The organism is Vibrio sp. YYF0003, from assembly GCF_036350715.1.
GTDB classification, from domain to species: Bacteria; Pseudomonadota; Gammaproteobacteria; order Enterobacterales; family Vibrionaceae; genus Vibrio; species Vibrio natriegens.
In genome coordinates this window covers 874,041-895,579 of sequence record NZ_JAZDWA010000001.1, presented here as the reverse complement: position 1 = coordinate 895,579, position 21,539 = coordinate 874,041, and the positions used below count along the sequence as shown (strand labels likewise).

The window sequence follows — 21,539 nt, the reverse complement described above, 5'->3', positions numbered from 1 at the left end:
TTTATTTCTCTGTGTTTTTGTTAGGTTTTACTTCGCGCTGTTTCCAGAGCATAAAAATCGCTGGCAGTACCAGTAGAGTTAGCAGTAAGGCAGATGCCATACCACCGATCATCGGGGCAGCGATACGTTGCATTACCTGTGAGCCTGTACCGTCGCCATACATGATTGGAATCAGACCAATAATGACGGTGAGTACGGTCATCATCACTGGACGCACACGTAGACCAGCCCCTTCGCGTATCGCATTGGTCAAATCATCTAAGCGCAGTGGCTGGCGTTTTTCTTCTGCATCCAGTTTTTTGTGGTGCCATGCTTGGTTGAGGTAAACCAGCATAATGACCCCAATCTCAACAGCGACACCCGCAAGGGCAATAAAGCCAACCCCGACAGCAATCGAGAAGTTGTAACTGAGGCTGTACATTAACCACAAGCCTCCCACCATCGCCAATGGCAGCGTCGCCATGATGATCAAGACTTCTCCGATGCGACGGAAACTGAAGTAGAGCAACATCATGATGATCACCAAAGTGATCGGCACGACCACACTGAGTCGGTCTTTCGCGCGTTCCATGTACTCATACTGCCCCGACCAAGCAATAGAATAGCCTGTAGGTAAAACCAGCTGATCCGCGACGGCTTGCTGTGCTTCAATCACGTACGAACCAAGATCTCGTCCGTCGATATCAACAAACACCCAGCCATTTGGACGCGCGTTTTCTGTTTTGATCATCGGTGGACCATCTTCGTAGCGGATATCGGCCACATCAGCGAGTGCGATACGTGCACCGTTTGGTGTTACTAGTGGTAGGTTCTGCAGTTTCACCACCGAATCACGGTAGTCTTGCGGGTAACGAACGTTGATCGGGTAGCGTTCCAGACCTTCGATAGTTTCACCGACATTCATGCCTCCCACTGCGGTGGAAATCACCTGTTGAACATCTTTGATATTCAGACCGTAACGCGCAGCAACACGGCGTTTGATATCGATGGTGACGTAGCGACCGCCAGCAACACGCTCAGCGTAAACCGATGAGGTGCCAGAGACGTTATTAAGAATTGGCTCTATTTGCGCACCAATTTTCTCGATCTCTTTCAGGTCAGGGCCGGCGATTTTTATCCCGATTGGGGTTTTGATGCCAGTTGCCAGCATGTCGATACGAGTCTTAATCGGCATAACCCAGGCGTTGGTTAATCCAGGGAATTGCACCAGCTGGTCAAACTCTTTGCGCAAAGATTCTGTTGTCACGCCTTCACGCCATTCTTCACGTGGTTTAAATTGAATAACCGTTTCGATCATCGTCAGCGGGGCAGGGTCGGTTGCCGTATCTGCACGACCAATTTTCCCCCAAACCGTTTTCACTTCCGGTACGGTCTTGATCAACTTATTGGTTTGTTGGAGCAATTCACGTGCTTTACCGATAGATATACCCGGATAGGTGGTCGGCATGTACATCAAATCGCCTTCATCCAGAGGCGGAATGAATTCACTGCCCAGTTTACTGGTCGGGTAGTAGGCCGATGCCATTAGCCCAAGAGCCAGCACGATCATCGCTTTTGGATACTTCAAACTCAGGTTCAGCAGTGGACGGTAAAGTGCCACCAAGCTGCGGTTAACCGGGTTTTTGTGTTCAGGAAGTACCTTACCGCGAATAAAGTAACCCATTAATACTGGCACTAGCGTGATAGCCAAAGCCGCCGCCGAGGCCATCGCGTACGTTTTAGTAAAGGCGAGAGGCGAGAACATTTTGCCTTCTTGCCCTTCCAGCGCGAACACCGGCACAAAGCTCAATGTAATGATGAGGAGCGAGAAGAATAGGGGAGCACCCACTTCTTCGGCTGCTTTACCAATTACCTGCCAACGGTTTTTGTTTGTAAGTGGCGTCCGTTCGATGTGTTTATGGACGTTTTCTATCATCACAATTGCGCCGTCCACCATCGCCCCGATGGCAATAGCTATCCCACCGAGTGACATGATATTGGCATTAATGCCTTGATAGTGCATCACAATAAAGGCAGCCAAAATACCCACTGGCAAGCTAAGTGCAATGACTAAAGAAGAGCGGATATGGAACAAGAACAAGGCACAAACAATCGCTACCACGATGAACTCTTCGGCGAGTTTTTTCCATAAGTTGTCTACTGCTGCGTTGATCAACGTTGAGCGATCGTAAGTTGATACGATTTCTACGCCATCAGGCAGGCTTCGCTGCAAATCATCCAGCTTCTCTTTGACCTTACTGATGACTTCGCTGGCATTTTCACCGTAGCGCATCACAATCACGCCGCCGACGGCTTCCCCTTCACCATTTAGCTCAGAGATACCGCGACGCATTTGCGGGCCGAGATTGATGTCTGCGATGTCTCCAAGTAGGAGCGGCGTACCTTTGTCGGTCACTTTGATTGGCAGAGATTCAATATCTTCGATGCTGGTTAAGTAGCCAGTTGTGCGAACCATGTGTTCCGCTTCTGCCACTTCCACAACGGACGCCCCCGTTTCCTGGTTGCCGTTCTGGATAGCCATGTTGACTTGCTGCAGAGTGAGGTTGTACGCGCGCAGTTTGGCCGGGTCGATCTGGACTTGGTATTGTTTGACCATCCCGCCAACAGTGGCGACCTCAGAAACCCCATCAACGGTTTGAAGTTCGTATTTTAAGAACCAGTCCTGAAAACTACGAAGCTCAGCAAGGTCGTGTTGCCCTGTTTTGTCTTGCAGTACATAGCTGTAAACCCAGCCCACACCTGTCGCGTCCGGACCTAGTGTCGGTTTTGCACTTGGCGGCAATTTCGGCGCTACCTGACTTAAGTATTCTAAAACACGGGATCTCGCCCAGTACATGTCAGTATCATCATTGAAAATGATGTAAACATACGAATCCCCAAAGAAAGAATAGCCGCGCACTGTTTCTGCGCCCGGGACGGCCAACATCGCTGTGGTAAGCGGGTAAGTGACCTGATCTTCAACGACTTGCGGTGCTTGGCCTGGGTAGCTGGTTTTTATGATCACCTGAACATCAGAAAGATCGGGAATAGCATCAACAGGTGTATTCTTTACGCTGTAAAGCCCTGATAGCACAACCACTAAGGTGGCGATTAACACCATAAAGCGATTGTTGATAGACCAACGGATTATTGCTCCAATCATAGTTAGCCCTCAATCGCTTCGAGTTGTTTTAATACGTAGTCAGTGCCTTGCTTCTCGATTAGAAACCGAACTTTTTGGCCTTCCTTGAAACCAGATAAGCTGACTTCGTCACCTACTGTGAAGTTCATTTCACCCGCATCCCAGTTCCATTCTGCAACAGGCATGTGATTTAGCGTGATCATGCCAAAGTCAGCCATGAGCATGCTGATGTCACCCGTAAGCCATACATCGGTAGCAACGACACTGCCATCTGCTTTGTAATCAATAATTTCGTATTGGCCTGAATCGGTTTTCTGCATTTCAAATTCAATGTTTTGACCTTTTTGCAGATCGCGCATTTCCACGCCGTCGGCAAAGGTAAAGTTCATCACCATGCCCGGCCAATCCCATTCCGGTACTGGTTGATGATTGATGGTGAGCATGCGATGGTCTTTCATTACATCGGTAATTTCTCCTTTCGCCCAAGCCGTTTCCGCAGCGGATGCCCGCGGGGCTGAAATACGAGAAAGATCGGCCGTTTGGCTTGATTCTGAGTCCAGCATAAAGTGCGCGGAGGTAACAATACGATCTTCTTGGCTTAGGCCTTCTAATACCTCGGCTTTGTCATCGGCTTCGCGACCGACTTTGATTCGGGTAGAACGGTACTTTCCGTTGCCTTCAGCGAGGACAACTCGGGTCATACCGCCAGAGCGAATAACGGAAGACTTAGGAATAGTCAGCACGGCATCGTCACTGACTGGTTGTAGCGCAATGTTGGCAAACATGTTTGGTTTAAGCTCGCCATTAGGGTTTGGGAACTTTAGGCGCACGCGCAGGGTTCGGGTTTTTGGATCAAGAATGGGGTAGACGTAATCAACCGTACCTTGCCAGTTTTTACCCGGAATCGCGTCTAACGTCATAGTTGCATTGCTGCCAGCTTTCATCCAGTGAGCCTGACGCTCAAACACTTCTGCATCTACCCAAACATTCTCCAGTGGACCAGCGCTAATCACGGCTTGAGCAGGTGATAAGTAACCGCCTTCGCGCACATTTAAGCTGGCGATAATACCGTCGTCTGGCGCTTTAATTGCGATGGTTTGGGAAGCTTTGCCGCGCTGAGTTATGGCTTTGATTTGCGAGCGATCGACACCAAGCGTGACCAAACGTTCAGTCGCGCCTTTGACTAAGCCACTGCGGCCAGTACGGTACGCGTTGAGCAGCTCTTCCTGAGCTTTAACCAGTTCAGGCGAGTAGAGTGTGAATAGCACGTCACCTTTACTTACTTTTTCACCAACGGCGTTGATGTAGAGCTTTTCAACCCAACCAGCAACACGAACGTTAGTTTGCCATAACTTACTCTCATCGAAGGCAATGTAACCAACGGTCTCAATACGCGGTGATAACTTCTCTACTGAAACTTGAGCGGTTTTAACCCCAAGATTGTTTTCGACAGAAGGGTCAATGGTGACCGTGCCAGGCTTATCTTGTGCTCCGGCGAGATCTTCAGCATAAACAGGAATCAAATCCATCCCCATTGGTGACTTGCCCGGTTTATCTCGTTTGTAGTTAGGATCCATCGGGGCGACCCAGTAGAGCGGATCGTTTGAGCTATTTGACGCACTATCCTCAGCCGCCATTAGTTCATGATTGGCACTCGGATTAAAATGGCTGAAACCAAAGCCTAAAGCCCCACCTACTATTAAAGCGATGGTGGCGATTTTGATAGAATTCGAACTCATTGTTACTTCCTTAATTCCGGTGCTGATACTTGATATTCAAAACCACCTAGTAAGGTTGCCAAGTTGCTATTGACGATATTTAAATCAGTGATCAAACGTTGTTGCTCGAGCTGCAGAGCAAGCTCATCGGTACTGGCCAAAATCACATCGTTGAATTGCGCGGTGTTATTTTGGTATCCCCGTTCCACTGCCCGAATCCGAGCTTTGACCTGAGGAAGTAAAGTGGTTTGATAACGCTCCAGGCGTTGGCTTAAGTTGCTGCGGTCGACCAAAAGCGTGTTCACTTTGGCGTTCATTTGCGTCAGTAATGTGTCTTTCTGTGAGCGCGCTGCTCCTACCTGATACTGCGCCGCTGCGAGGTTTTTATCTTGGCGATTGCCAGTGAATAGCGGAATATCCATCGTTAAATACGCACTGACTAAATCTGAAGCCGGCTCACCTTTCATGTTGTTTGACTGGCGATAGGCATAGGCAACTTCGACACCAAACTGCGGACTATAAGCTTGCTCGGCAATTTCAACCTGAGTTTCATTAGTTGAAATGCTGACATCGGCCATTTTCACCATTGGGTGCTGGCTAAGTAGTTGATAGTGCTGCGTAGAATCAGCCCCAGAGGAGAGGGCCTGATTTAGATTATTCCAGTTAAGTTGGTTGCTGGCTTGTAGCGATGGAGTACCTTGTTGAGAATGATTAATCAACCAGTCAGAGCCTAGCCATTCAGAAAGCTGGGCTACCAAACGTCGCTGCATTTGAGCATTAGCCTGTAACTTTTCATCCAGCTTGCTTACTTGCAGCTGTGCGTTAAGGAGGTCCTGAGCTTCGCTTTTGCCAATTGAGTAATTGGTTTGTATGAAGTTCTCCATTTCCTTCATCAAGCGGCGGTTTTCTAACATGATCTGTTCTGCTTGTTGTTGATAGCCAAGCTCAAGCCAGAGTTGAGTCATGTTATTCGCTATATCCAGCTCTCTTGCATGCACTTGCAGAGATAAACCATCCGCTTGTTGGTTAGCTTTCTTCTGTTGAAGGTCGAGGGTAGAACCGCGCTCAAACTGCTGCATTAGACCAACTGAGATATTAGTCATCGGGTCTTCGTCGAACTTAAAACTGTCGACAGGTAGTCCGCCAACACCCACTTTTAGTTTCGGATCCATTAGCGTCGCGCTTGCAATGCCGGTCTCACGCATGGCTTCCGATTGAGCAAAGAACTGTTTGCGATTGCCATCGTTTTCAAGGGCAATATTAATCAGCTTTGCCAGTTCTTGGGTCGATTGTGCTTGAGATACATTGACTGCTTTTTCGTGTGAGGGCGTTTGTGCCATCACATTAAATGCAGGCAAAGCAATCAGGGCTAGTGAGCCTATTGATGTCACTAAGTGATTTGGGGTGAATTCCATCGTTTTCATCCAAATTAATACCAGACTTGCTCGTAAACGCACAAATAGTGTGAATCGATGCGAAAGCTGGTGATTGCCGGACGTTTGGACGTTGTGATTACTTCAGCTCTTTGACGATACAAATAATCTGAGATCGTAAGGTGTTATTTGAGTAAATAGACCAATCGTCGGGCGCAATTAAACAACCTGCAAGGTTAAGCAGGGTCGAATGCTTTTATTGAATTAAACGATAGGAGGTCGGTAGAGATCGTGACTGACTTGTACGACAGGGTCATGGTTCTCAATATTGAAGGAGGCTCTTTGTGCCAGCGGAGAAAGTCTGTTTTCGGGAACGGGTAGTGAAACAAAAACAAACGAACAGGACGTTGTACAGCAGTTATGAACCATACCCGAGTTGTCCGCACAGCTCATTGGTATGTCGGAAGGGGCTGAGCTATGAGACATCGCCATACTCATATCCATACTGTGTGACCCACAGTGCTCATCTTGCTGAGTGATTGTCTGATCTGACATCATTTTTAGGTTCATTAGTGGTGCACTGTTTACCACGCTCGATACCAAAAGGATCAGCGTTGTCAGCAGAGTCAACCAAATTGTATGCCAGGATTTAAGGTGCATACTCGTTCCAGTAAAATGAATGTATCTCGTTAATAACCCTTGAATAGTAAAGGTTACCCTAGGGGGAAAGTCAATAGTTAATATTTGACAATAAAAATGTAGTTAGTGAGCATTTTGTCACATGAACTTCCCGCGGTAGGATTTATCCTTAAATTAAGTAAGGGTTAAGTGGCTAGCTCAGGGTAGCGTATGATCGAAATTATCATCGACGGGAAGTATCGAATTGTAGAAGAAGGGCAAACTCTTCTTGAAGCGGCAAAAGTATGTGGGGTGGAAATCCCGTCGCTTTGCGGCATGAACAAAAGTAACGAGAAAGTGCCATGTGACTTATGTGTCGTTGAGATAGAAAGTGGTGGTACCAAACGAGCGTGTGAGCTCGAAGTCTATCGAGGACTTAACGCCGTTACCCAGTCAGAGCAACTCAGTGAACACCGAAGAAAAGCCCTTAACCGAATTATGACGGACCATTACGCTGACTGCGAAGCTCCGTGTAAAACGGCTTGTCCCGCTGGTGTCGATATTCAGTCTTACCTCTACCTTATCTCACAGAATGATCACCAAAAAGCGATTGAAGTGATCAAAAAAACGCTGCCAATGCCGCTATCAATTGGACGTGTTTGTCCGGCCTTTTGTGAAAGTGAATGCCGCCGTTCTTTAGTCGATGAGCCTATTGCCATTCGTCAACTTAAGCGTCACGCGGCAGACACCGATTTGGCTTCTTATGGCGCTTACGTACCGGAGAAAAAGCCGACCAAGAACCTTAGAATCGCGGTGGTAGGCAGTGGCCCGGGGGGATTAACCACCGGCTATTATCTTTCTAACGAAGGCTATGACGTTACAGTCTTTGAGTCGATGCCGAAAGCGGGCGGGTGGCTACGCTATGGCATTCCGGAATATCGCCTTCCAAAGGACATTCTGGATAAAGAAATCGAACTGATGTGTCGCAATGGCATGCAGATCAACACCAATAAAAAGCTTGGCGTTGACTTTACGCTCTCCCAATTAACTGAAGATTATGACGCAGTGTGTTTGGCTGTCGGTGCATCTCAAGCGGTGGAGATGAACTATCCGGGGAGTGACCTAGAAGGTTGCTACCTGGGGGTAGATTACCTCAAAGACTACGTGACCGAACAACGCTATGTTACTGGTAAAAAAGTGGCGGTTATTGGTGGTGGTAACACCGCGATCGATTGTGCCCGAACGGCGCGACGAGCAGGGGCTGATACAACGCTGATTTACCGTCGAACTCGAGACGAAATGCCAGCGGAAGACTACGAAATTGTTGAAGCTGAACACGAAGGCGTGAAGTTCCACTTTCTGACCAATCCTGCGGAAAATTTAGCGGATGAAAACGGGCGCGTTCATGCCGTTCGTTTAGAACGAATGGCTCTGGGGCAACCAGATTCATCAGGTCGTCGCAGCCCAAAACCGACAGGGGAGTTCTTCACCGAAGCGTTTGATACGGTGATCGCTGCAGTGTCTCAAAAGCCAGATTTAAGTTTTTTAGACAACGATGCGTTGTCGATTCCCGTAACTCGTTGGAACACTTCGGAATCTGACGCGCAAACCATGCATACCGGTACAGGCAATATTTTCAGTATTGGCGATTTCCGCCGCGGGCCTGCGACAGCGGTAGAAGCGGTTGGAGATGGACGAGTTGCCGCAAAAGCGATTGATCTGTTCCTGAATGGCGACATGGCAGATATGCCAACACCGGCTTTTAACTCTCGTAAAGAGCAAAAATTGTCGCAAGTTGATCCGCTTCACTTTGAAAATATCCAAAAAGTCGCTCGTACGATCATGCCGGAGTTAACCCCAGAACAGCGTGAGCAGAGCTTTGCCGAAGTTGAACTCGGATTTGACAATGAAGAGGCAATGAAAGAAGCGGCACGTTGTCTTGAATGTGGCTGTCAGGCGAACACAGACTGTGCCTTACGAGATTATTCAACGGAATATCAAGCTGAGCAGAAATTCGGTGATTCCTTACAAGCTAAAGCAACCAATGTCGTCGATCATCAAGGGTGGCTTGACCTGCGAGCTAAAGATCTTCGCCATAAATACGAAGTTGACCGAAGTTCGGAGTTTATTGAATTCGATGCCAACCGCTGTATCAGTTGTGGTCAGTGTATTCAGGCATGTCGGGAGCAAGCCGTTCATGGCGTGCTCAGTTTTGTGAGCGATGCTAATGGCCGTCCGGCACTGAGACCGGATGATCGACCTCGATTCCGTTCAGAACAAAAAGGGAATAAGCCTAGTGGTTTAACGCTAATGGGTGATTCCAAGTGTGTGCAATGTGGTGCGTGTGTACAAGCGTGTCCAACGGGTGCAATGGTAGACAGCCGTGATCGCTCACAAGGCCGAACTGAGGATTTGAAAGCCGTTGACACTATCTGTACCTACTGCGGTGTCGGCTGTAAGTTAACCATGTTTGTTGACGAGGCAGAGAATAAAATTCGCTATGTCAAAGGTGCTGACTCACCGGTTAACCAAGGTATGTTGTGCGTAAAAGGGCGCTTTGGTTTTGACTTCATTGGCAGCGAAGAGCGGTTAACCACGCCGCTTATTCGTAAAGATGGATGGCTGCAACCAGCAAGTTGGGAAGAAGCTATTCAATTAGTCGCGTCTAAGTTTACGTCTATAAAACAAGATTTTGGCAGCAATGCGCTGGCGGGTTTCTCTTCAGCAAAAACCACCAACGAAGACAATTACGCGTTTCAGAAATTCATTCGCCGCGAACTCGGTACCAATAACGTTGACCATTGCGCGAGACTTTGTCATGCATCAAGCGTCACTGGGCTGGAAGCCTCATTAGGCAGTGGGGCAATGACCAATGATATTCCGAGTATCAAACACTCGGATGTGATTTTTATTATCGGTTCAGACACCACTTCTGCGCATCCAATCATCGCATCTCATATCAAGCAAGCTATTCGTCATCATGGTGCACGTCTGGTGGTGGCTGATCCAAAACGTGTCGATATTGTTGAGCACGCAGAGCTTTATTTAGCACATCGTCCGGGTACGGATGTCATGCTGCTAAATGGCGTAATGCAGCTGATTATTAAGAATGGCTGGTTTGATCAGGAGTACATTGAAGAGCGAGTTGATGGCTTTGATACCTTACTGCAAGAAGTGATGTCACCCGCTTACAACCTGGACAAAGTAGAACTGGTCACGGGTGTGAAAGCCGACGATATTTTCGCCATGGCACGTATGATTGGGACTGCCAAGCGCACGGCTGTGTATTATTCGATGGGGATTACGCAGCATACCACCGGGCATGATAACGTTCGTTCGATTGCTAACCTGCAATTGTTGTGTGGAAACATTGGTATCGAAGGTGGAGGCATCAACCCATTGCGCGGTCAGTCAAACGTGCAAGGGGCGTGCGACATGGGGGCATTGCCAAACTGTTATCCGGGCTATCAAAAAGTCTATAACCCAATGGTACGACAAAAGTTTGCCATAGAATGGAATGCGCCCGATTTGTCGGCAGAGCAAGGGTTAACTTTGACTGAAATTATTGATGCCGCATGCAAACGAGAAGTTCGAGGCATGTACATCATGGGTGAAAACCCAGTATTGAGTGACCCAAACCAAGCGCATGGCATTGAAGGCTTAGAGGCACTGGATTTCTTGGTTGTGCAGGATATCTTCCTTACTGAAACGGCGCAGTATGCCGATGTGGTTCTGCCTTCTTGCTCATTTGCTGAAAAATCAGGGCATTTCACTAACACTGAGCGTCGGGTACAGCGTGTGAATGCTGTTGTTACCGCTCCGGGAGAGGCCAAAGAGGATTGGTGGATCATTCAAGAGCTGGCTAACGCGATGGGCAGTGACTGGAAATATAACTGCGTGTCTGAAATTACCAGCGAGATTGCTCGTGTGACGCCTCAGTATGCGGGTTTACGTTGGGACGCTATCACGCCAAATGGTGTGCAATGGCCGAGCAACAAGAATAACCCGAACGGCACGCGAATCATGCACCAAACCCAGTTTACCCGTGGTAAAGGGCAAATGGTCGGCATTCCGTTCCGGTATGCGGCTGAACTTCCAGATGAAGAGTATCCTTTGGTACTGACAACTGGCCGAGTGCTGGAGCAGTTCCATACCGGGACCATGACGAGAAAAACGAAAGGGTTGGATAATCTTGCGGGACCGAGAGCTATGATCAGCGTCGAAGATGCCGAAGCTTTGGGGATCAGCAATGGTCAGCGCCTGAAAATATCGACACGTCGTGGTCATATCGAAATTGATGCGTTTGTAACCAAGAGAATGCAAAAAGGGGTGGTGTTTATTCCTTTCCACTTTGTTGAATCGCCAGTTAACCGCTTAACAACTACGGCAACGGATCCGCATGCGAAAATCCCAGAATTTAAGGTTGCGGCGGTAAAAGTTGAAATAGTAGAACCCGTTAAGACTGAGAGTATAACTACCGAACACGTACATACGGATTAGGCAGACAGGATAAAACGGGCTTCGCATTGAGCCTCGAAAAGAAATGGGCAGGAATCATAATATGATCCCTGCCCTTTTTTATGTGAATTGGACGCGAGATTGTCAGAGAATTGACTGTTTCTGACGGCCCTCTGTTATTCAGGCAAGTTCTATAACCTAAAATTTGCTGAGCTCCTATACTCAGACTACAACGTTGAGTTTTTATAACAACAAGAGGCACTTGCATGACAAGAACAACCTCATTAGCAGTCGTTTTTTTATTGATGTGCGCATATTTTGGATACAACCGATTTTATGTGTACCCAAAGCAGTTGGAATCTCAAGCCGAATCAATGCTACTTAAGATGGCAAATCGAGAAGAATGGCTGGATGCGTTCGAAGTGATGAACCGAGTTGATGCACACAAAGGTTACTTAGAGCTTGCAGCACAAATCAAATCTTCCGATGGCAATCGAGCCTATAGTGAAGGCTTTATCACCTACAGCGATCGCCAAGGCATGGTCTGTAAAGAAGTTGTGTTTGATTTTAAGATAGACTCTTTAAATAACTACACAATTTCTCAAATACGTGACTGCTCTATGGGCGAGTACTATTAAACGATGCACAGCTTTTGGTAAGCTGTTAATCGAGCGACTTCTTAAACCTGAGAGAAGCAACTAAGAGACCGAGTATGGTAAATCCGACTAGCCATAACGTATCTCGCCATAAATCGAATAAGTCCGCACCACGTAGCACAATCCCTCTAATCATTCTCATGAAGTGGGTAGCGGGAAGCACTTCCGATATCCATTGTGCCGCCACTGGCATTCCTTCATAGGGAAACATAAAACCAGACAACAGAATGGATGGCAGCAGAATAAACACGGTCATCTGCATGGCTTGAAGCTGTGTTTTTGCGATGGTGGATATCATCAGGCCCAGGGTCAGACTCGCCGCGATAAAGAGCAATGTCCCAAACAGCATTTGGCTGATGGCACCGTTGATGGGAACGCCAAAAATCCAATGGCCGAGACCTAAAATGATAAAGACTTGAATCAAGCCGACGAAGATATAAGGCACGATCTTCGCAATCATCAACTCAATAGAGTGGATTGGTGTCGTGATGAGAAGTTCTAAGTTACCTCGTTCTCGTTCCCGAACAATAGCCGCACTGGTAAATAAGATCATCGTCATGGTGAGAATGACGCCGAGTAATCCCGGAACAATGTTTACCGCAGAACGGCGGCTAGGGTTGTAGTAAAGCGCAACCTCAAACGTTTTGGTTGGTCTGGATCGGATCTCGAAGTCAAAGTCTGTGAGAGGCATGGTTTGCAGCGACAATATCGCTGAGCTGATCATGGTATCTGAACCATCGACGATCCATTGGCCCAGTTCGCGCCCTTGCATCATGCGTTGCGTAAGGTCGCTCGGTAAAATCAGCACTGCTCGCACAAGCCCGTCCTGGATGGCTTGCTCTGCTTCTTGAGCAGTGGCATAGGTCTCTTTGATATCGACAACCTGAGTGACTTCCACAGACTGAGCAATGATACGCCCGGCCGTACTGCCACTTTGATCGACGACACCAACCGGAATATTGCGAATATCCGTATTGATTGCGAACCCGAACAACAGTAACTGAATAAGCGGGATCATCACGACCATGCCAAAGGTGATCCTATCTCGGGAAAGTTGACGAATTTCCTTGATCATCACGGCTTTCATTCGGGCTATTGGCTTGATCATTGGCGACCTTTCCCTGTTACAGTGACGAAGACATCTTCCAGACTTGGTCGTGCATGATTCATTTCGGCATGTTCTAATTCCGGAAATGTCTGTTTGAGCCAATTTATTGGATGCTCAACATGCTGGTGGATCAGAATGCGCAAACGAATCCCCAGCTGAGCGGCAGAACGAACCTCATCACGTTGAAGGAGTTTTTCTTTTAACTCACGCAGTTTGTCTGATTTGACTTCAATAATGTTCACGCCCATATTTTCCATCAACTGTTCCGGCTCGCCATCGGCACGAATTTCACCTGATTCCATAATAGCGAGGCGATGACAACGTTCGGCTTCGTCCATGTAATGTGTGGTTACTAAAATGGTGGTGCCTTGGTCGCATAAATCAAACAACTGCTCCCAAAACTCACGTCGGTTTTCAGGATCGACGGCGGAGGTAGGCTCATCAAGAAACAGAAGTTCGGGGTTATGCATTGTTGCAGCAGCAAGAGAAAGACGCTGTTTTTGCCCGCCACTCATGCCGCTGACTCGTTGCTTTCGTAGCTGATCTAACCCATAGGTTCTCAATTGTTCTTCAATCCGGGTTTTAAGCGCTTTGCTACCCAGACCAAAAATTTGGCCAATAAATTCGAGGTTTTCTTGAACCGAGAGATCGTCATAAAGCGAAAATTTCTGAGTCATATAACCGATCTTGAGCCGCAGCATTTCGGACTGCCTAGGAATCTCCAGCCCGAGAACATCGACGTTGCCTTCCGTAGGGCTGAGCAAACCTGTCAGTACACGAATAGTCGTCGACTTACCGCAGCCATTCGGACCTAAAAAGCCGTAGATAGAGCCCTTGGGAACGTTCAGTGTGATGTCGTTGATCGCCGTGAAATTACCGAATTTCTTGACAACATTCTTAGCCTGAATGGCGTATTCCGTCATCGCGTTACTCCACTAGGTCAACTTGAGCTGGCACACCAGAAGGCAGCGATTTTGCCGACTCAGGTAAATCGACTTCAGCCAGGTACATCAAACGCGAACGTTCTTCTTCTGTGAGCGCGAAATAAGGCGTAAATGACGGCTCGGTAGCTACCCAGCGTACGGTTCCCTGTAAAGGACTTGCCAGCCCATCCACGTTAACCGTAACGGTTTTTCCTGGGACAAAACTAAGACGAAATTTAGCAGGAACGTAAACTCGGGCGTAGGGGACCCTGCTCGCTTGTATTACCGCAACGATACCATTCACTGGCACTCGCTCCCCAAGGTTGTAGGGTAAGTTATCCAACGTTCCATCGCGTGTGGCGGTAATGGTCAGTTCTGCCAGTTTCTGCTCTTGCAACGCAACATCTGCTTTCGCTGCCATCAATTCCGCTTTAGCCTGATCAATATCTTCAGGCCGAGAGCCGGCAGTGAGTTTGCTGAACTCTTCTTTGGCGGAGTTCAACTCAGCCCGAGCTGAATCTCTTGCCGCCAGTGCGGAGTCTTTCTCCGATTGGCTGATAAGCTTCTTGCGTACCAGTTCGACTGTGCGCTGGTAGCTTTTCTGCGCTTCTGTGAGTTGCGCTTCGGCTCTTGCGACTTTTGCCGAGGCGGCAGCGATGTCTTCAGGACGCTCACCGTTAGTTAACTTCAAGAGATAAGCTTCGGCTTTGGCTTGCTCGGCTACTGTATGAGCGAGCACCGCTTGTTGGTTCTTGGTATCCAGTTGCACAAGGACTTCACCTTCACTGACTTGGCTGCCTTCCTTGACGGGTAGAGCGCGAATTATCTCATTTGAAGTTGCGGTGAAAGTGACACGGTCACGCTCTAGTGTTCCAAGTGCCTGATGTGTGTTGTCTTTTGAACATGCAGTCAGTAGAGCAATAATTAAGGTGCCAAAGATAATTCGCTTCATAGTGCGGTGCTTCCCTGAAAGATGTTTAGACAAGTCATTTTGATGCTCTGAAATTACTGGATACATTTCAGCAGTGAACGAGCTTTACTACAGCTTAGCATGGAATGAAGAAACTATTCTTTTAAAATTTAGAGGCTTAGGTTCGCAACTGAAATGCCAAGAGGTTAGTGTGCAGAATCGAGAGCATGATCGAGTTTTGTACTTCTTTATGATGTATCCGCAGGTGCGGTTAGTGAGTAAGCCAGCAATTAATCGGCTGTCGATATAACGTCTTTTGAGAACAAAGCCCAACCGCGGCTGGGCTGTATTTAGATTGTTTATTGTCGTTACGTTAAACGAAAATTTTTCCTTTCAGGTAAAGCACACCATCACCGGAAACTTCAACGCTGTTATCGTTTACTTGGCAGTGCAATACGCCACCTCGAGCCGAGGCTTGATAGGCAACAAGTGAGGTCTTGCCAAGCTCCTCTGCCCAAAATGGCGCGAGTCCTGCGTGTATAGAACCCGTTACCGGATCTTCGTCACCACCGTTAGCAGGCCAAAAGTAGCGCGAAACAAAGTCATAATCAGTGCCTTTGGCGGTAACGACGACGTCATAAGGAGCAAGTTGTTTAAGCTGCTCAGATTGATATTGAACGTCCAGCACTTCTTGTTGGTTTTCCAATATGACAAAGTACGCTTGCGGGCTTAATAGCACTCGGTCTACTTTGCAATTCAGTCCTTCTATCAGTTGTGTAGGAATAGTGCTGACTGGTTCAGGTGGTCGGGCAGGGAAGGTCATTTCGATCTTGCCCAAAGCATTTTTCACAACACTGAGTTTACCGACATTTAGTGTGTGAAATTCGATAGTACCGTCGACATTGAGTTGGTCGAATAAAACCATGGCTGAAGCAAGTGTTGCGTGGCCACAAAAGTCAATTTCTGTCAGTGGCGAGAACCAGCGGATTTCATATTGATTCTCGTTAATCTGTTTGAGAAATGCGGTCTCAGAGAGGTTATTCTCAGCTGCGATATTTTGCATGAGCTCAGTTGCTAACCATTCAGTAACAGGGACGACAGCGGCAGAGTTGCCTTTAAATTGTGCATCTGTGAATGCGTCTACAACATAAATATCTAATTCCATTTATTTTCCCTTTTTCCACGAGCTCAAACGAAGTTTCATACTCACTATACTGAAACGCCTTCCGAAAAGGGAAGGCGTTTTGAAGGATATCAGTTTAAATTTTCTAATTAGCTTGTGTATTTGGCTTTCATTCGGAGTGCGACGTTAACCAACGCGATTAACACGGGCACCTCAATCAGTGGGCCAATCACACCAGCGAACGCTTGGTCTGAATTTAAACCAAATACCGCAATAGAAACTGCGATAGCGAGTTCGAAGTTGTTACCAGTCGCTGTATAAGCAATAGAAGCATTTTTGTCGTATGGAAGACCGATTTTTTTACCGATAAAGAAGCTAACAAAAAACATCAATACGAAGTAAATAGCCAGTGGAATTGCGACTCGGAATACATCCATAGGAAGCTCTAAAATCATTTCACCTTTTAAGCTGAACATCAAAACAATGGTTGCAAGCAGAGCGACTAACGTGATCGGTGAAATTCGCGGAATGAACTCGTCTTTGTACCATTGCTCACCCTTAGCTGCAACCAGCCACTTACGGCTGAGAAAGCCAGCGAGAAAAGGGATGCCAAGGTAAATCAGAACGCTTTCAGCAATATCTCCCATAGAGATATCAACGATGAAACCTTCATAGCCAAAATAGGGTGGCAGTACCGTAATAAACAGCCATGCCATCACGCTATAAGTCAGAATTTGAAAAGCACTGTTCAATGCGACCAACGCGGCCCCATACTCTTTGTTACCGCCGCCGATGTCGTTCCACACCAGAACCATAGCGATGCAACGAGCAAGACCAATCAGGATTATCCCAACCATATAGCCTGGATGATCGCCAAGGAATGTCAGCGCAAGAATGAACATCAGAATCGGACCAACAATCCAGTTCATTATTAATGAAAGTGTGATGGCTTTTTTGTCTCTCGTCACCGTACCCAGCAAGCCGTAGTCAACTTTCGCCAGTGGCGGGTACATCATCAGGATCAAGCCAATAGCCAGTGGTATGTTGGTACTGCCGACTGACATGGCTTCGTTCCACTCGGCTACTTGAGGGAAAACGGCACCGATAGCGACACCAATTGCCATTGCGACGAAGATCCATACTGTGAGGTATCGATCCAGAAAACTCATTTTATTACTGGCACTACTTAAAACTTCAGTGGTCATCGTGTCTTCCTCGTATATCGTCGAAAGACGATTATTGAGTTTGCGCTTATTCATCTTAACGTGTAAGGCGGAATTAGTTAGTTGAAAAGGTTTGAGAATTCAGTGCTGAAACTATTCAGTGTTTCTCGCTGAATACGGTAGCAAACTTTTGGTGGATTTGGCTCGGCAGTAATAAAGCCTGCCTGTTTTAGAATTCGTAAGTGCTCAGAAACGGTGGATTGCGCCAAGCCCAGCTCAGAGACTAAATCACTATTCAAGCAGTTGTCCATTGTGTCTAACTTATGGAGGATATGCAGGATACGTATACGTGCAGGGTGTGACAATGCTTTTGCCTGTGCAGCCAAGGTTTTTTCTTTGTTCAGTTGTTGCTCAGTCGTTTCAAAAGAAACCTGGCAGGTATTATCGCATTTATCACTCATCTGTCGGTCTTTATAGTTAATCGTCGAATTGCGATTAAGTGTACGTGGTACGAGTGGGTTGTGCAAGTTGATCCTGAGGATAGCAAGTATGGAGAGAAAGAAAGCAGAACCTAAAGACATTGGGGGTATCAGGAGCTAAGGTTCTGCTTTGCAAAGGGGGAATTATGACCAGTGGAACATCTCGTTGAGGTGGACCAGAGCCATCACTTCTAGTTTGCTGTGCGACTGAATGAGGCGTTTTTGGAAAAAGTTCGCCATCGGTGCTTTATCTGGTTTTGACATCATATTTATTTCTCCTTCTGGTGCTGACAAATTCAGTATGTTGAGAAAAGGGGATTAATAAAACAGAGTGAATTTATTATTTTTGTTCCTGTTAAGGCTAAAATTAAGCGGACATAGGGCTTTTTGGCGCGAGAAAAGGCGGAAAAGAGGAACTCATTAGTTCGAGATTTTCTTATTTTGTTTCTCCTAACTTCAGTAAAATACTCCATTCCCAAAAGCCTCATCAAAAGATAAGGAAAAGCTCCGTGTCTGATCTGAATTTGTTTCGTTACTACCAACGTTTAATGCCGTTCGAAGTTGGTAAGGAAACGAAAACCACGCTTCATGAGATTGCTGAGTTATTGTTTGTGTCGCCTCGTCATGCGCGAAGTCTGTTGGCTCAAATGCAGCAGCATGAATGGTTGAGCTGGCAGCCTAAAGCAGGCCGAAATCATCGTTCTACCTTATTAATGAATGTTGAGCTGAGTGCATTGAAGGAAACGCTCGCACGAGAGCGAATTAAGTCAGGAAAATACGAAAAAGCGCTTTCCATATTAGATGAAGACGAAGCGGCTTTTGGGCGATTACTGAAAACGACTTCTGGTGCCTCACTTCAAGAAGGCCAACTCAATATACAGCTGACCTATAAGCGGACGTTTGAGCGTGTGGTGCCGCATCAACTTCAGAGAAGCAGTGAACGATTTTTGCTGCGACAAATATACTGTTGCTTAGTTGCTAGCGACAATGATGGCCAGGTTAAAGCGGAACTGGCACATCATTGGCGATATGACGAGGCCAAGTACGAGTGGACTTTCTATCTTCGTCCCGGACTGACTTTCCATAATGGCAGCCCCATCGATGCAGATACGGTTATAAGCCTGTTTAATAAGTTAAAGCTTCTCGATTACTACGAAAAAGATTTGGCCCATGTCGAAACGATAACTGCCCCGAATCCGCTCAAGGTGATTTTTACTTTGAACACGCCTGATTTGGGTTTTGCGGGACTGATTTCCGGGGTGAAATATGGCATCCAGCCTGCGAGTCAGGTCAATGAGGCAAATAATCGACTCGTTGTTGGGAGTGGTCCTTTTTCGGTGATCGAACATAATGAAAACCGTTTAAAGCTACAGGCGTTTGAAGGCTACTATTCTTGTCGAGTGCTGACCGACCAAGTGACCATATGGATTGTCGATGACGAAAAGATGGAAAATCCCTCCTTATCTTCAAACTCAGAACTGGTTGAGGCTAATACGGATGATGGCGCGTGTCTTCACTATATGTCGATGAGTGATGCACAGACATATGCGGCAAATAAAAGAAGCCGAATCGAAGACGGCTGCTTGTTTGCTTTGTTTAACCACCGGGCGAAGCACGCGTTGTCTTTGGCACAACGTCGTTATATCGCCGAATTGATTCAACCCAAGTATTTGGTTGAAATCATGAAAAGTGAAAATATCGTATTCAGTAGCATTCCTGCGTTCAATTTATTGCCAACCTGGAGACCGGTTCTCCGTCCGTTTGGTGAAGAAACCAAGCTACCCAAACACATCAGTATTGCTGGTTATAACTATACGGCTTTGCGGCGGTGCGCTCGTGCTATCTCACGCCAATTAGAAAGTACGGGTTGTAAAGTAGAGACCGTGATGTACTCATATCGAGAGTTGAGTGAGCGAGCACGTAATGGCACGCTGAATGAAACACTCGTGGTGACCAATATCAATTTGGATGACAATCGGCATGCATCGGCTTTCAGCAATTTTTATACGCATACCGTTCTGCACAATACCTTGAATCAAGAAAATGCAGTGTGGCTGGATGAGCAACTTGAACGACTTCGGGCAAATACTCAGCTCGAAGACTATTTGGAAGCACTAGAACCGATTGCTTCAACGCTGGTCAGTGAATATTGGATTGCACCCATGTTTCATCACACCCAAACGCTACGTTTTCAGGGGGTACTCGAAGACGTAGCGCTGACTAACTGGGGCTGGCCAGACATACGTTCAGTGTGGTCAGCGGATTAGCGTTAGCTCGAGATCGTATACGCGCTACAACGGTGATTCGACAACCACATATTTACGCTGATCTCGTAAAGGGAGAAACCAAGCGTTTTGATATTGAAAGTAAGTTTGTCCATTCACCACAACCGTTTTCTTAGTGCTAGGCAAAGAATCAACAATCTCTCCTTTTTTGAATGGACTGTTCGGGGACACATTAGTTGAAGTCGAGCTGGAGCTTTGTGTGACGGTCGCACTATTTGAACCGGAATAGCTTACCACTTCGTTTCCATCGATGACTGTGTAGTTTCCCGCCGGTGGACTTTCTACGTACACGTAGCGATCGCCACTTTTCTTGTAATAAGCGTCCTGAATAATTGCGTAAGTAATACCAGCAAAAATCGCGAACGTCGCGATATCGACTAAGTCTCGGTGATAGTAGTAATAATGGCCGCGGTATGGTGGGTAACGATGCCCACTGCGTACATAAATATAAGTCGAATGATGTTTAGGCGGTCTAATCACCACAGGAGGCCGGTGGTAACTCGGCGGGCGATGATAACTCGGTGGTCTGCTGACATTCGGAGGACGATGATAGCTTGGTGGTCTATGCTGAGAAGGTGGATGAGTTGGCTTTACTGTTGGACGTTGCACCGGACGGGTCTGATGCTTATTCCCTGGTTGAGTAATTGGGCGCACGGAATGTTCGTTGTGTGGCTTAGCCGACACCGATGTGCTGCCTATAAGGAAAAACGTCAAGGCTGTAACAACCCATCTGCTAATTAAACCGCGTTTCATAAAACGTCTCCGTTACATATTGGAGAGCAAATATACTCATACCTAATTATAACAGAGCATCAGGCTTAGGAAGTGTTCTTCCGTTGCTCGAGTACGAGAGACAAAAGACGTACTAATAAGGATTGAGCTTCAGGGGATAGTAAGCGTGCGATAGAAGCAAGGTCCTGTTCTGTCACATGTTCTACGCCCCTGACGTCGAGAGAGAGATCAAGATCAGTGAGCTGCATTGATCTTAAGATTGAACGGTATTGTGAAAGCTTGAGATCAGATTCACCGCGCTCAATTCTTTGATAGGTTTTTACGCTCATCCCTGCCATTTTGGCAATTTGTTCGCGGGAAAAACCCATCTCTTTTCGTCTTTTGATCAGTGCTTCAATAATAGGGTCGACATGCATAGCTTCTCCAGACAGGACTGTTTTGACCTAATTAAAGCAATTTGTGGACCAGTTTAACCAGCTGCTCTTTATCTTATTGATAATTAGGTATATGAATGGCGACCTAAAAAATACATATATTTCAGTTGGCTATAAAAATGGAAAATTATCAGTCCTATCATTTAACCACGAATGAAACAGATATTCGCAAAATGCAACGCATTTTAGATACGTTACGTAGTGAAATTGCAGACAAACAGCAGACTTTCGGGAGAAGTGTGTTGGCGTTGACGCGTGAATCTCAGTTGCGATTAATGAACTACAAGGAACTTTACTTACATCGTGAATCGATTGGTGAAGAAGAATTGCAAACCCTTTATAAGAGCATGAGCAAAACCGAAAAAGTGATTGCAGATGAAGGGATTCATGCTTTGACGTATATGATCCAGGCTTTAGACGAAAGCTGACTAATAAACT

General features: G+C 46.8%; 17 protein-coding genes. 4 read left to right on the top strand and 13 right to left on the bottom strand.

The features are described from left to right. Position 1: 1 nt before the first annotated feature. From V1U08_RS03920 to V1U08_RS03905, 4 genes are all read right to left on the bottom strand, one after another. On the bottom strand, positions 2-3,142 hold the full coding sequence (locus V1U08_RS03920) for an efflux RND transporter permease subunit (protein ID WP_330469968.1): 3,141 nt from the start codon (positions 3,140-3,142) through the stop codon (positions 2-4). Between the two features lie 2 nt (positions 3,143-3,144). Then, positions 3,145-4,860, bottom strand: coding sequence for an efflux RND transporter periplasmic adaptor subunit (locus V1U08_RS03915; protein ID WP_330469967.1), 1,716 nt, complete (start codon positions 4,858-4,860; stop codon positions 3,145-3,147). A gap of 2 nt (positions 4,861-4,862) precedes the next feature. After that, entirely contained in the window at positions 4,863-6,179 is a 1,317-nt protein-coding gene (locus V1U08_RS03910) for a TolC family protein (protein ID WP_231113103.1), read from the bottom strand. Between the two features lie 297 nt (positions 6,180-6,476). After that, the gene (locus V1U08_RS03905) at positions 6,477-6,872 is read right to left on the bottom strand and encodes a hypothetical protein (RefSeq protein WP_329353873.1); all 396 of its coding nucleotides are present in this window, start codon (positions 6,870-6,872) and stop codon (positions 6,477-6,479) included. A 189-nt stretch (positions 6,873-7,061) separates the two neighbouring features. Between V1U08_RS03905 and fdhF the strand changes: the two genes are divergently transcribed. Further along, positions 7,062-11,330: a formate dehydrogenase subunit alpha gene (gene fdhF / locus V1U08_RS03900; protein ID WP_330469966.1), complete on the top strand. Its 4,269-nt coding sequence runs from the start codon at positions 7,062-7,064 to the stop codon at positions 11,328-11,330. A gap of 224 nt (positions 11,331-11,554) precedes the next feature. Continuing rightward, positions 11,555-11,926, top strand: coding sequence for a hypothetical protein (locus tag V1U08_RS03895; protein ID WP_014234677.1), 372 nt, complete (start codon positions 11,555-11,557; stop codon positions 11,924-11,926). Between the two features lie 25 nt (positions 11,927-11,951). On the opposite strand, the gene V1U08_RS03890 is transcribed toward V1U08_RS03895, so the two are convergent. From V1U08_RS03890 to V1U08_RS03860, 7 genes are all read right to left on the bottom strand, one after another. Then, positions 11,952-13,052 carry an ABC transporter permease gene (locus V1U08_RS03890; protein ID WP_014234676.1) on the bottom strand — a complete coding sequence of 367 codons (1,101 nt, stop codon included), beginning with the start codon at positions 13,050-13,052 and terminating at the stop codon, positions 11,952-11,954. Next, entirely contained in the window at positions 13,049-13,975 is a 927-nt protein-coding gene (locus V1U08_RS03885) for an ABC transporter ATP-binding protein (RefSeq protein ID WP_330469965.1), read from the bottom strand. The genes V1U08_RS03890 and V1U08_RS03885 overlap by 4 nt, the downstream gene beginning before the upstream one ends. A 4-nt stretch (positions 13,976-13,979) precedes the next feature. Further along, positions 13,980-14,927, bottom strand: a complete 948-nt coding sequence (locus V1U08_RS03880; protein WP_118121060.1) for an HlyD family secretion protein — start codon at positions 14,925-14,927, stop codon at positions 13,980-13,982. 331 nt (positions 14,928-15,258) lie between these two features. Then, entirely contained in the window at positions 15,259-16,050 is a 792-nt protein-coding gene (locus tag V1U08_RS03875) for a PhzF family phenazine biosynthesis protein (protein WP_330469964.1), read from the bottom strand. A 107-nt stretch (positions 16,051-16,157) separates the two neighbouring features. Then, on the bottom strand, positions 16,158-17,213 hold the full coding sequence (gene arsB / locus V1U08_RS03870; protein ID WP_065301366.1) for an ACR3 family arsenite efflux transporter: 1,056 nt from the start codon (positions 17,211-17,213) through the stop codon (positions 16,158-16,160). A gap of 77 nt (positions 17,214-17,290) precedes the next feature. After that, positions 17,291-17,632 carry an ArsR/SmtB family transcription factor gene (locus V1U08_RS03865; protein WP_014234671.1) on the bottom strand — a complete coding sequence of 114 codons (342 nt, stop codon included), beginning with the start codon at positions 17,630-17,632 and terminating at the stop codon, positions 17,291-17,293. Between the two features lie 162 nt (positions 17,633-17,794). Next, a complete protein-coding gene (locus V1U08_RS03860; protein ID WP_020335323.1) occupies positions 17,795-17,917 on the bottom strand; it encodes a hypothetical protein in 123 nt (40 codons plus the stop codon). A gap of 242 nt (positions 17,918-18,159) precedes the next feature. Here V1U08_RS03860 and V1U08_RS03855 point away from each other — a divergent pair, with 242 nt between their 5' ends. Further along, the gene (locus V1U08_RS03855; protein WP_065301365.1) at positions 18,160-19,917 is read left to right on the top strand and encodes an SgrR family transcriptional regulator; all 1,758 of its coding nucleotides are present in this window, start codon (positions 18,160-18,162) and stop codon (positions 19,915-19,917) included. A gap of 24 nt (positions 19,918-19,941) precedes the next feature. Here V1U08_RS03855 and V1U08_RS03850 read toward each other — a convergent pair whose 3' ends face one another. Continuing rightward, on the bottom strand, positions 19,942-20,688 hold the full coding sequence (locus tag V1U08_RS03850) for a hypothetical protein (protein ID WP_065301364.1): 747 nt from the start codon (positions 20,686-20,688) through the stop codon (positions 19,942-19,944). A 65-nt stretch (positions 20,689-20,753) separates the two neighbouring features. Next, positions 20,754-21,083 (bottom strand): helix-turn-helix domain-containing protein, encoded by a 330-nt coding sequence (locus V1U08_RS03845; RefSeq protein WP_014234668.1) that lies wholly within the window; start codon positions 21,081-21,083, stop codon positions 20,754-20,756. A gap of 137 nt (positions 21,084-21,220) precedes the next feature. On the opposite strand from V1U08_RS03845, the gene V1U08_RS03840 reads away from it, so the two are divergent. Next, positions 21,221-21,529, top strand: a complete 309-nt coding sequence (locus V1U08_RS03840) for a hypothetical protein (RefSeq protein ID WP_014234667.1) — start codon at positions 21,221-21,223, stop codon at positions 21,527-21,529. Positions 21,530-21,539 lie beyond the last annotated feature (10 nt).